Source organism: Paenibacillus sp. IHB B 3415, assembly GCF_000802655.2.
GTDB lineage: Bacteria > Bacillota > Bacilli > Paenibacillales > Paenibacillaceae > Paenibacillus_AQ > Paenibacillus_AQ phytohabitans.
Genome location: NZ_JUEI01000074.1, coordinates 1 through 12,391, shown reverse-complemented (window position 1 = coordinate 12,391; position 12,391 = coordinate 1). Strand labels below are relative to the sequence as shown.

8 protein-coding genes and 2 pseudogenes are annotated in these 12,391 nt (G+C 51.0%); 3 read left to right on the top strand and 7 right to left on the bottom strand.

The genetic code is table 11. The annotated features are described in order from the left end of the window. Positions 1-154 precede the first annotated feature (154 nt). The 4 genes from QW71_RS27875 to QW71_RS27860 all read right to left on the bottom strand — a co-directional run bounded on the left by QW71_RS27875 (position 155) and on the right by QW71_RS27860 (position 6,566). The gene (locus QW71_RS27875; protein ID WP_039307106.1) at positions 155-2,833 is read right to left on the bottom strand and encodes a DUF3656 domain-containing protein; all 2,679 of its coding nucleotides are present in this window, start codon (positions 2,831-2,833) and stop codon (positions 155-157) included. A gap of 318 nt (positions 2,834-3,151) precedes the next feature. After that, a complete protein-coding gene (locus QW71_RS27870; protein ID WP_047014024.1) occupies positions 3,152-5,113 on the bottom strand; it encodes a stalk domain-containing protein in 1,962 nt (653 codons plus the stop codon). Next, complete coding sequence (locus QW71_RS27865; RefSeq protein ID WP_047014023.1) at positions 5,094-6,239, bottom strand: S1C family serine protease; 1,146 nt, start codon at positions 6,237-6,239, stop codon at positions 5,094-5,096. Before QW71_RS27865 ends, QW71_RS27870 begins: the two co-directional genes overlap by 20 nt. A gap of 117 nt (positions 6,240-6,356) precedes the next feature. Continuing rightward, complete coding sequence (locus tag QW71_RS27860; protein WP_039307102.1) at positions 6,357-6,566, bottom strand: DUF2759 family protein; 210 nt, start codon at positions 6,564-6,566, stop codon at positions 6,357-6,359. Between the two features lie 425 nt (positions 6,567-6,991). Between QW71_RS27860 and QW71_RS40125 the strand changes: the two are divergent. Both QW71_RS40125 and QW71_RS40120 read left to right on the top strand, forming a co-directional pair. Then, positions 6,992-7,093: pseudogene (locus tag QW71_RS40125) on the top strand (DUF3977 family protein); the annotation flags it as partial. Positions 7,094-7,189: 96 nt separating this feature from the next. Further along, positions 7,190-7,279: pseudogene (locus tag QW71_RS40120) on the top strand (DUF3977 family protein); the annotation flags it as partial. Positions 7,280-7,384: 105 nt separating this feature from the next. Here QW71_RS40120 and tnpB read toward each other — a convergent pair. Continuing rightward, positions 7,385-8,458, bottom strand: coding sequence for an IS200/IS605 family element RNA-guided endonuclease TnpB (gene tnpB, locus QW71_RS27855; protein ID WP_039307101.1), 1,074 nt, complete (start codon positions 8,456-8,458; stop codon positions 7,385-7,387). 9 nt (positions 8,459-8,467) lie between these two features. Beyond that, positions 8,468-8,866, bottom strand: coding sequence for an IS200/IS605 family transposase (tnpA, locus tag QW71_RS27850; protein WP_152679875.1), 399 nt, complete (start codon positions 8,864-8,866; stop codon positions 8,468-8,470). Between the two features lie 147 nt (positions 8,867-9,013). Here tnpA and QW71_RS42300 point away from each other — a divergent pair, with 147 nt between their 5' ends. Further along, a complete protein-coding gene (locus QW71_RS42300; protein ID WP_152679878.1) occupies positions 9,014-9,136 on the top strand; it encodes a DUF3977 family protein in 123 nt (40 codons plus the stop codon). 73 nt (positions 9,137-9,209) lie between these two features. On the opposite strand, the gene uvrA is transcribed toward QW71_RS42300, so the two are convergent. Next, a complete protein-coding gene (gene uvrA / locus QW71_RS27845; RefSeq protein ID WP_039307097.1) occupies positions 9,210-12,086 on the bottom strand; it encodes an excinuclease ABC subunit UvrA in 2,877 nt (958 codons plus the stop codon). Positions 12,087-12,391: the final 305 nt, after the last annotated feature.

The window sequence follows — 12,391 nt, the reverse complement described above, 5'->3', positions numbered from 1 at the left end:
GGCAGATCAATTATGATACATAGGATGTATATGTAATGCTGTTTATGATAGAAGAGGCACTTTCAAATGAAAGTCTAAAAAAAGAGGCCAGCCTGTTCCGAAGATTATCCATTGATACTTCGGTAAGACTGGCCTTGTATACAGTTTTTAATCCTTACTTCGCATTAACCAACTGCCCGCGTGTAACCCCAAGCTGATTGGTGGCCTTCAGGCTTTTCCAAACCTGCGTTCCGGAGATTTCTCCGCGAAGTGCGCGGCTGTAAAGGCTGATAACCTCTGCTACCTGCTCCGGCGTTTCCTCTAGGAACTCTACACGGAAAGAAGATACGCCAAGCTCACGGAAGTGATTCAGGTATTCTGCACCTGACTGTTCAACAGCGTTATAAACAGTGTTACGGCAGCCTTCATCTACACGGACGGGATGAGACATACCGATCCGGTCCTGCAGTGAAGCACGCTGCTCCTCGCAAGGACGTCCGCAGTTAGTATAGTCTGTACCTTCACTCATGAAGGTGCAGTACACGCAGTGCTCGGTGTGGAACATCGGCAGATGCTGGTGAATAACAACCTCCATCCGCGAGGTGTCGCTGTGTCCGAGCAGATCAACCATCTGCTGGATGTTCAGGTCATACGACGGTGTCACCACGTCACAGCCAGCATTCAGGAACAGATCAACCGCTCTGTGGTTGGCGATGTTCAGCGAGAAATCGCCGATCAACCGCGGATGCACAGCAGCCGGATGCTCCATCCGGTGGCGCAGGTAATAATAAAGTGCGCCGGTATTGCGCACCAGCACAGCATCCGGCTGCAGCCGCAGGATGTTGGCATGATAGCCGTTCTCGTTCGGCATATGGATGCGCGGTGTGGCCAGCGTGATGCTGGCCCCTGCAGCCCGCACAGCGTCTACTGCCGCCGGGAACTGCTTGATGAACTCGAAATCGGCGTAAATGCTCGTCACGCCGGCTTCGAGCGCAGCCTGCACCTGCGGCAGGCTGCGGCATAGCGCGGTGAGCTCCGCTTCACCGCGCGCCTCTGCGGCGTCCCTGCGGGAAGCGCCGCCGTAGACCTCTACCTCCCGTTTCACATACACGGGAGGCTTCGGGCAAATGCTCGTCACGCCGGCTTCGAGCGCAGCCTGCACCTGCGGCAGGCTGCGGCATAGCGCGGTGAGCTCCGCTTCACCGCGCGCCTCTGCGGCGTCCCTGCGGGAAGCGCCGCCGTAGACCTCTACCTCCCGTTTCACATACACGGGAGGCTTCGGGCGCTCGCCTGCAAGCAGCTCCACCGCCTGGCGGCGGATGCTGTTCAGCTCGCGCATAGGCACAATCACGTCGCCTTGCAGATGCGACTCCAGCGCTTCAAGCTGGAACACGGTTCCGCCCAGGCGCCCGAATTGTTCTTCCAGCAGCGCGGTATCCATCGGACGCTTCTGCGCTGTCTCCAGCGCGAGCTCCGAATCCACACGGACGGTTACCTTCTTCTGAATGTCCGTCCACCAAGTCGTCAGCTTCTCACCGGCGCAGCCTTGCACTCTCACGTGAACCGGGAATACCCGGTAAGGCTTCTCGGTCTCATACGACTGCCGCAGCGCCTTGTCGAGTGCCGGATCATTCGTCTTCCAGATGCGGTCGCCAACATGGAGACGGCGAAGATCCACATCATTGCGGCCGGGCACGATGTCGATAATCCAGCCTTCGCCGGCTTCGCCCTCCAGCTTGACGCCTTTGCGGCGCAGATCGTAGACGCGGCCGCCTTCTTCCTTCTTGGTCGGATCTCCGGCATCGAACACGATTCCGTCTCCGCGCTTAAGTGGAGCATGAATACGGCAGACTACACCGTCGCGCAGAATCTGTTCGACGGTTCCCATGAATACACCCCGGCTTTTCGGGAAGGTGCCATCAACTAATTTCTTATTGTTAGTACCGTCCAGGAAACCATGAGTGAAGCCGCGCGAGAAGCTCTGCTGCAGCTCTCGCATGTCCTCCTTCGAGGTCGGTGTCCAGTTACCGTCAAAATACTTATCAATCGCTTTGCGGTATTTACTAACCACATTCGCAACGTATTCGGGAGTCTTGAGCCGGCCTTCAATTTTGAAAGAGGTCACTCCAGCTTCAATCAGTTCGGGCATCAGATCAATGGCGGCAAGATCTTTCGGGGACAGCAGGTAGGTTACATCACCCATCGGCTTCACTTCTCCGTCTACCACCAGGTCATACGGCAGGCGGCAGGCCTGGGCACATTCTCCGCGGTTCGCAGAGCGTCCGCCCCACATTTCGGAAGTCAGACATTGTCCGGAATAGGATACACATAGTGCACCATGCACGAAGACTTCCATCGGCAGGCGGGCTTGTTCGCCAATCGTGCGGATCTGCTTCAAATTATTTTCACGGCCAAGGACTACACGTTCAAGCCCCCAAGGCTTCGTGAATTCCACCGCTTCCGGTGAAGTAATCGTCATTTGCGTAGAACCGTGAATCGGGAAATCCGGAGAGATCTCACGGATCATTTGAACCAGACCCAAGTCCTGTACAATGACTGCATCCACACCGGCATCCACGCAGGCATCGATCAGTTCTTTTGCATCCGGCAGCTCATTCTCAAACACCAGTATATTAAAGGTCAGAAACCCCTTCACTCCATAGCTGTGCAGAAAGGCCATAATCTCCGGCAGCTCGTCCATACGGAAGTTGTTGGCTCTGGCCCGTGCATTGAATTTCTCTACGCCAAAAAAGACAGCATCCGCCCCGTTCGCCACCGCTGCACGCATGCAGTCCCAGTCTCCCGCCGGAGCCAGCAGTTCTACGTCTTCTCTGCGTATTTGTTGCTCTTTCATTTATATCCTCCTAAACCGCCTGTTCGGCGGGTCATTTACAGCTTTTTAACTTATTAATTGTATCAAATATCACACCTCTGCGCCATCAAAATGGCAAGAATTATATGAATAATAGGAGGACAGAAGCATCATGCTGCATTTTTTTGTCTTTTACATCGCAAATCACCAGTGTACGAAATACCGTCCGGCTGTAGTCGATCAACCTTTTCCAATATCCGTACAAACTCCACAAACTCTTTCCCATCATAAAAAAACGTCCCGCTGCCTGCCGGCAACTGAGACGTTCTTAGTCATAGCTAATTTTACGCTAACATTAAACTATGAGGATTCCCCCCACCCAAACGACCCCAGCACCCTCTCCAACACCGCCAGCTGGCTGGCCGTTGCATTGGCAGCGTTCAGCGTGACGGTGATCGTGTAGACCACATCATTTTTGCCGAAAATGATGTTTCGCGTGCTCACAGGGATGCTGCTCTTAGTCTGTTCTACTGTGAGGATTGTGGCGGGCACTCCCGCAAAGGTGGTTTCCTCCACACTTTTCACCTGCGGCCCTTTCGGGTCTTTTTTGGTGTTCTGATAATAGCTTTGCAGCTGGCTGACGGCATATTCCATGGTAACATCCGGACTGGCATAAATCTGGAGCCGTCCGCCGGTGAAGCGGTATTCCACGGTCTGGCTCTCAAAAACATCCTGATACGGCGTCCACAGTTGCGGAATATCAATGCTGTAGCCGTAAGCTTTGGAGCTCTTAGGGATCGACTTTGTGCTGAGCAGCGCGTAATCATCGGTTTCCAGACGGCCAAAGTTCTCCTTGATCTGCGCAAAATCAATATCGATGGAATTTAGCACATCTGTGAACCGCGCCTTGTCGCCATCCTGTCCCGATGCTGTCCGGTATTCAAAATAATAGCGGTAGCCGTTCTTCAGCAGCAGAATTTGATATTCTGTACTCCAGCCGTTTCCTGGATTGAGTCCGATTTCATTGATCAATACCGGCTCACCGGAGACTTTGCCTGCAATGCCGTTCTTCAGGGTATAAGCTTCGGTCACATAGGTGTCACGTAGCTGCGACTCCAGTTCCCGGCTCCAGCTCTCGAGCGTTGAGCCCGCGGGGGCGGAGCTCACTTTTACACGCAGATAGCTTCCCTGTTTGCTCTCATAATATAAATGCTGGTCATCCACACTCCAGTCTGCCGGCACCAGCAGCGAGATTCCGTAGTCTTCGTTGTATCCTTCGCGCAACCCGTTTGTGACTGTGGAGAGATCACGGATGCTTTTGTCGGAAAAATTATAGGAAGGTTGGAATGAGTCCAGCAGCACGGCATACTGATCCAGATCTTTATAGTTCACCGCGTTATCGTCCGTCAGATAAATTTCATACAGCCTGCCGTCAGCATAATATTGCCTGCCTTCCCACAGCGCTCCGCTGGAATCCTTGCTGACTATCCGGGCGTAAGGAGCCTTGGCTTCAGGCACGACCTCCCGATCCAGTACAGTCTCTCCGCCCTCCTCCGATGACCGCACCAGATTCTCCAGCAGCCCTTCCGGATCAAGCGGCACCTCCTGCGGTGAAGCATGGACCTCCAGATAATAATTATTCTCCGCACTCATAAAAGTCGCTACATTCTCATTCCCCCCGCTGTCACCCACAACAAGTCCGGACGGATAATTCATGCTCCATTCAAAATAACTGTTGCCGATCCGGGTTTTGCCGACATCACTGTCGATGCCGCTCTCCGGTTCTGCTGCCGCCTCCTTCTCCGAAGGAGTAAGTGTAACCAGCAATCCCCCGCCATCTGCCGCAGTAATCCGCGCACCGAGCACTCCGGTCACGAACCGCAGGGGCACCATCAGCACACCGGAAACCATACGCGGCGGCGCAGCAAGCTTAATTTTGACGCCATCCTTCCATGCAGTGGTACTGCCTATCGTCATCGCTCCGGTATGCGGACCGTACATCACCTTCACTACATCGTTACCTTCAAGAGAGACTGTGCTGCCGAATGCTTTTTTGAAAATCCCCAGCGGCACCATGACCGCCCCGCTCTCCGTAAAAGGCTTCTGAATCACTATCGGTTCGCCGTTAACCTTTGCAGATGTACTGCCTACTTTGAGGCTTAGCTTTAGAATCGGAGTTTCTGCCGCATAGGCATTCATGCCCGGAAATACGGCAAGCAACAATAGCACTACCAGCATGACAGACAGTCCGCGGGGTATAGACTTCCTCCCCAATCGCCGCGTTCCTGCTTCTGCAAGTCTTCTACTCTTCCGCCTGATCATCGCCATCCCCCTCCGCCTCTTCCGTATTCACCAATGGATCACCTTGCCCCAGAACAAGGCTTCTGGCGACGATATCGCCGTCACTTTGCATGAGCAGCTTGACCACTGCTCCCGGCTTGTATTGCTTGAACCGTTCGTTAATGTCCACAAGTGACGTGACCCGGTGGCCGTCTATCGCATACAGTGCATCTCCCTCGGCAATCCCCGCCTTCCGTGCTTCTGCAGTGACCACCTTCGTAACCGTTAAAGGCTCCTGGGTAGGCAGCCCGACAATGACGGGCCAGCTCTCCTCCAGCTCAACTCCAAGGCTCGGGCGACGGACCTCACCGTATTTGAGCAGCTGATTCATAATATACTGCACCGTATCTGCCGGAATGGAGAAGCCCATATTTTCCACGCCTACTGCCGCAAATTTCAAGCTGTTGACCCCAAGCACCTCACCTTTCATGCTGACCAGCGGCCCTCCGCTGTTGCCGGGGTTAATCGCCGTGTCGCTCTGAATCAGCCGGTAAGCCGCATCCACCGAACGGTTGAGGCCGCTAATCACTCCTACGGTAGCCGAATTTCTGAGGGAGAACGAAATAGGTGTGCCAATCGCTATGACCTTCTCTCCAACCTGTAACCCTGCTGGGCTAGCGGCGAACTTTGCCGGCTTCAGGGATTTGGCTGTAATCTTGATCAGAGCGAGGTCACTTACCTCATCCATATATGTATCCGTAATGTTATAGCTCTTGCCGTCTGAGGTAACCACTACTGCATTCTGCAGCCCCTCCATGACGTGGGCATTGGTAATAATCCACCCATCTGCTTTGACGATAATTCCGGACCCGTGTGTCAGATTGTAGCGGTCATCCGGGCCTCCAGATTCACCACTGGCTTTGCCGATAATGCCCACGACCGATGCCGACACCGCGCGGATGATTTGCGGAACCGGATCCACTGCGGGTTTAGCCACTTGCTCCTTGTTAACGGGTTTGACTCCGCCTACTTGTCCAGCCGTTACAGGACCTGTCCCTCCGTACACTGCGCCAAGTGCAGACAGCGGACTACCTGTGAATCCTGATAATAGCAACCCGCACAACAGAACAACGCCACTCCGGGCAACTGCATTCTTTCCCCCGTTCATCGCCTTCCCCCTTTCTCCTGTACATATCGTTTAAAAAAAAGACGCCTTTAGGCTCGCCGGGTGGCGGATAAAGGTGTCTTTGAAAGACCTTGCTTCTGAAGTTAGTTGTGCCTGAACTTAGCTGAACCAATTCATAATCATTGCATAGTCAGAGACTGCAAAAACCAGCAGGCTCACCACTCCGAAGCCGATTGCAAATTTGTTCTTCTGCGGAGCTTTCAATAGCCGGACCACACCGATAAGAATAAGAATCGTGAATAGAATCATAAATACATCGAAGGTATGAAATGTAGACGGTTCTTGCGCGGCAGCTTCTGCAAGCAGCATGGCAATCCCTCCCTGAAAGTGTTGTCAAGCAAGTTCATCTAATCCATATCACCTTCTATGTTATCGCTACCATTTCAGTGACGCAATAGAAATTGTCTAAAAATTATGCATTTGTCATAAAAAATATTTCCGAAGCCGGAAATCAGCTAAAATACAGAGATATTTATCATTGACCATTCGTTGTGATATGTGATTTTCAAGGAGCTGATTCCTATTGCAACCGCAAACAGCCTTTGCTAATCATTCAACGCAAAACCCTCTCTTTGAATCTTACTGCGGACATGCTGTAGTTATGCCAGTTCTGCTTCTCTGCCGCCAGCTTAATTTTTGTCTGCACACATGAAATCGCATGCCACAACCCTCACTGTAAAATTCCGGACGACGATGTTATGATCAGTCATGCAGAACTGGAGGTGCCCGCCGGCTTGAAATACATCGAATTCGGATTAGGAAACAGATGGGTGGTACGAACTGAGACCGAGAATCCTGATGGTACAGAGACCGAAACACAGGGAATTATCGGGCCTGGTGAACTACACACCACCTAAGAGGTGGGTGCTTCTTGGTCAATAGAGCTACTGCTCCAAGTTTACCCAAGCTTATAGGCTAGTTCCTAACCCGCTGAATTCGGATTAGGAAACAGATGGGTGGTACGAACTGAGACCGAGAATCCTGATGGTACAGAGACCGAAACACAGGGAATTATCGGGCCTGGTGAACTACACACCACCTAAGAGGTGGGTGCTTCTTGGTCAATAGAGCTACTGCTCCAAGTTTACCCAAGCTTATAGGCTAGTTCCTAACCCGCTAAGGAACATTTACATGGCTAGTTGTAGAAGATTCAGTGCCGCATTCCGGTCTCTGTCATGCTCCGTATGACAGGCAGGGCAGGACCACTCCCGTACGGCTAGGTTCTTTACTTCTGCATTTTTGTAGCCACAGCAGGAACACAATTGACTGCTTGCAAAGTGTTTGGGAGCAATGATTAATTCTCTGCCGTACCATTTCGCTTTGTAGGTCAGCATGTCTCTGAACAGGCTCCAAGACACTTCGGATATGGCTTTCGCTAACTTATGATTCTGCATCATGTTCTTTACACGCAAGTCCTCCATCACGATCACTTGGTTTTCGTTTATCATTTGGGTGGACGTTTTGTGCAAAAAGTCTTTCCGTTGATTCGCTATTTTTTCATGCAGTCTGGCGACCTTCAGCCTTGCTTTATACCGGTTACGGCTCCCTTTCTTCTTTCGTGACAAGTCCTTTTGCAGCTTGGCTAATCGTTGTTCAGACTTCGCCAAGTACTTCGGATTCGGTATGATTTCGCCATGTGAAGGAATCGCAAAGTCTTTCAACCCCAGATCCACACCGATCTTCGTCTCGAGTGGGGGCAATGGGATGATATCCGTTTCCACCAATACGGAAGCGTAATATTTTCCCGTGGGTGTTTTGGAAATGGTGCATGATTTAATACGTCCCTCGAATGGACGGTGCAGCTTGATTTTGATTTTCGTTTTTAGTTTGGGAATTTTGATCCTTCCATCTGTAATGGCAATGGTTCCCTTCTGGTTATTGGTTGTGAAGCTATGGCTATTCTTCTTCTTGCTCTTGAATTTTGGAAATCCCGCGTTCGGTTCACGGAAGAAATTCTGATAAGCCTTCTCTAAGTGAAGCTGGGCATTGGCTAAGGCTAGACTATCCACTTCTTTCAGCCAGGCAAAATCCTTTTTGTATGGCGCAGGTGTCGTTTTGAGCATCGTTTCCGTTTGCTTGTAATGTTCAATCTTATCTGCAAGCATTCGATTGTAGATGAAGCGAACAGCGCCGAATACTTTAGTGAAGTACTGCTCTTGCTCATAGGTGGGATGGATTCGATACTTATAAGCCTTTAACACCTGCCCACCTCATTTCTGACCTTGAGATTCGATGTACTTCCGGATGACTTCAATCGGCGCACCGCCAATCGTCAGTAGACAATAACTTCTGGACCAGAAATATTCCTTCCACAGCTGTTGACGAATTACAGGAAATTCTTTCTTAATTAGACGGGAGGATGCACTCTTATAAGCGTTCAGAAATTTAGAAATATCGCTATTGGGATGAGCTTTCATTAGAATGTGAACATGATCCTTGTCATGCTTCCATTCCTGCAGGGTGATATTGTAATTAGGCTGAATAGACTCAAATATCTCTTGTAACCGATTCGAAATGTCATCGTCTATTACTTTTCTGCGGTACTTCACGACTAGAACAAGGTGATAATGAAGAGAGAATACTGAATGATTATTTGTGTCTAATTCCACGGATATCACAACCTATTTCATAATACTACTGAATAGTTTTATTGTAATATTTTAGGTTGTAATTGTCTATGAGAAAGACCGCTGACATTCATCCAGCCACTTAGAGAAGTGGGGGAATTCTGACAGCTAACTGTTAAATGCCGTTCCCTGTATATAAGAGTCTGGATCAGAAGAACGGTATGGATTCTGGATTCACAGGACGGCTTCAAGAAAACCACAAAAGCGCGCAATCAATTCAAATTGATCTTTGGTATCTGGAGTGAGTTGTAGTAAAAAAACAGCCCATGCCCACCTCGCAGTGGACCATGGGCTATTTAAGTTTGCAGCTTGCAGCTTCCTCCGGTTACACCGTATCAGAGGTCTGAAGTTCAAGCGCCTGAGTGCGTTCGGTGTCGCGGATGAGGACCGGCTTCAGATACCGGCCTGTGTAGGATTCCTCAACAGTAATCAGCTTCTCCGGCGTTCCGGTCGCAAGCACCGTTCCTCCGCCGCTGCCGCCTTCCGGCCCCATATCAATAATATAGTCAGCAGTCTTGATTACATCGAGGTTATGCTCAATGACCAGGACCGATTCACCGGAATCCACCAGACGGTGCAGCACCTCAAGCAGACGGCCAATGTCATCTACATGCAGGCCGGTTGTCGGCTCATCCAGAATGTACAGCGTCTTGCCGGTACTGCGGCGGTACAGCTCGGAAGCCAGCTTCACGCGCTGCGCTTCACCACCGGACAAGGTTGTCCCCGGCTGGCCGATGTTGATATAGCCCAGCCCCACATCAAGCAGCGTCTGCATTTTGCGGTGGATACGCGGGATATTCTTGAAGAATTCCGTTGCATCCTCGACGGTCATCTCCAATACATCGGAGATACTCTTGCCTTTATATTTCACTTCCAACGTTTCGCGGTTATACCGTTTGCCCTTGCAGACTTCACAAGGCACGTACACATCCGGCAGGAAGTGCATCTCAATCTTGATAATCCCGTCTCCACGGCAAGCCTCACAGCGGCCGCCCTTCACATTGAAGCTGAAGCGCCCCTTCTGGAAGCCGCGTACCTTAGCCTCATTGGTCTTGGAGAACAGGTCGCGGATATCATCGAACACACCTGTATACGTGGCCGGATTGGAGCGTGGTGTACGCCCGATCGGTGACTGGTCAATCTCAATTACTTTATCCAGATTCTCTAGACCGCGGATTTCTTTATGCACACCGGGACGGACCTTGACGGCCTTGTTGAGCTGGCGTGCCAGGCTCTTATAGAGAATTTCGTTAATAAGCGAAGATTTGCCGGAACCGGATACTCCGGTGACCGCTGTAAAGACACCAAGCGGAATCTTCACATTTACATTCTTCAGATTGTTCTCTTTAGCCCCGCGAATCTCTATCCAGCGTTCATTATCGGTAGGACGGCGTGTGGAGGTAACAGGGATGAATTTGCGTCCGCTTAAGTATTCACCAGTGAGAGAGTTTGGATCGTCCATAATCTCCTGAGGTGTACCTTGAGCAATTACCTGTCCGCCATGTATTCCGGCACCGGGACCAATATCGATAATATAGTCGGCAGCCATCATGGTATCCTCATCATGCTCAACGACGATCAGAGTATTGCCCAGGTCGCGCATATGAGCCAGCGTGGCAATCAGCCGGTCATTATCCCGCTGATGAAGCCCGATGCTCGGCTCATCCAGAATATACAGGACACCCATCAGACTGGAGCCAATCTGTGTAGCCAGCCTGATCCGCTGCGCTTCACCGCCGGATAACGAGCCCGCTGCGCGGCTAAGCGTCAGATAGTTCAGCCCTACATTTACGAGGAATCCTAAGCGGCTGCTGATTTCCTTAAGAATCAGGTTAGCGATGGCCGTTTCTTTTTCACTGAGCTTGAGATTCTCGAAGAAATCCAGACAATCTCCAATCGAAAGATCCGTTACATCGGCAACATTCTGCTGATTGATCGTCACGGCCAGAATCTCTTTCTTCAGTCTTTTGCCTTTGCAGACATGGCATGGCTTGGCGCTCATGAAGCCTTCGATAAACTCACGGATGCCTTCAGAGGCAGTGTCGCGGTAACGGCGCTCCAGATTCGGGATGATCCCTTCAAAAGCAACAAGTGCATCCTTGCGCTGGCCAAAGTCGTTCTCATAACGGAAGCGGATCTTCTCGCTGCCCGTTCCGTGCAGCAGCTTGGTCATATGCTCCGGCGACAGGCTGCTGACAGGAACATTCTGCGGAATTTTGAAATGCTCACATACCGACTTCAGAAACTGCGGATAGTAGTTCGACGTACTGCCTGTCCAGGCCAAGAATGCACCTTCTTCGATGGACTTCTCCGCATCCGGGATCAGCAGATCCGGATCGACTACCATCTTCACACCAAGCCCGTCACATTCCGTGCAGGCACCAAATGGGCTGTTGAACGAGAACATACGCGGAGCAAGCTCTTCTATACTGAACCCGCAGATTGGGCAGGCAAAGCTTGCGCTGAATAAAAGCTCTTCCTGGCCCATCACATCGACCAGAATCTGACCGCCCGACAGCTTCAGTGCAGTCTCCAATGAATCGGTAAGACGAGTCTCAATATCATCCTTAATGACAATCCGGTCGACAACGACTTCAATCGTATGCTTCTTATTCTTCTCCAGTACAATATCTTCCGTAACTTCGCGAAGCTCACCGTCAACACGCACACGAACGAAACCTTGCTTCGAGATATCCGTGAACAAGCCTTTATGTTCACCCTTACGGCCGGAAATCACAGGTGCCAGAATCTGCAGGCGGGTCTTCTCCGGGTATTGCATAATCCGGTCAACCATCTGTTCAACAGTCTGTGATGTAATCTCTATACCATGATCCGGACAATGGGGATGCCCAACCCGGGCAAACAGCAGCCGCAGATAGTCATAAATCTCTGTAACCGTACCTACGGTCGAACGCGGGTTACGGCTTGTAGTTTTCTGGTCAATCGATATTGCCGGGGATAGCCCGTCAATGGAATCCACATCCGGCTTCTCCATCTGACCCAGGAACTGGCGGGCATAGGCAGACAGCGATTCAACGTAACGGCGCTGGCCCTCGGCATAAATTGTGTCGAATGCCAAAGATGATTTACCCGAGCCGCTCAGTCCCGTCAGCACGACGAAGCGGTCACGCGGAATCGTTACGTCGATGTTCTTGAGATTATGGGCCCTTGCGCCCTTGATTATTATACTTTCGTTCGCCAACGGTACCTCTCCTTTATAAAAAACTATTTCAAAAGCAAGTTTTTATTTTTCTTTTTAAAAATTCTAAAACTCTATTCAAAAGCTCTAATTCAAAAGCTACTTTAAAATATTTTCGATCCCTCCCAAACCCTCCCTTCCAAGGGAGGGCCCCAAGGGTTGCACCCTCTGGACACCCGCAAGCTTGGCGGAAAGAGTTAGGACTGGGATGGAATTAGCTACTGGGGCAATGGGAGCGCTAGTCCCTACGGGACCGCTATACTGCTAGAGCAGAATACAGCTTAGAGCAGGATACGGCTCGCCGCATG

Coding starts and splice junctions, on each gene's coding strand:
- QW71_RS27875 (WP_039307106.1), bottom strand. CDS start 2,833: ATGAAAGAGCAACAAATACGCAGAGAAGACGTAGAACTGCTGGCTCCG.
- QW71_RS27870 (WP_047014024.1), bottom strand. CDS start 5,113: ATGATCAGGCGGAAGAGTAGAAGACTTGCAGAAGCAGGAACGCGGCGA.
- QW71_RS27865 (WP_047014023.1), bottom strand. CDS start 6,239: ATGAACGGGGGAAAGAATGCAGTTGCCCGGAGTGGCGTTGTTCTGTTG.
- QW71_RS27860 (WP_039307102.1), bottom strand. CDS start 6,566: ATGCTGCTTGCAGAAGCTGCCGCGCAAGAACCGTCTACATTTCATACC.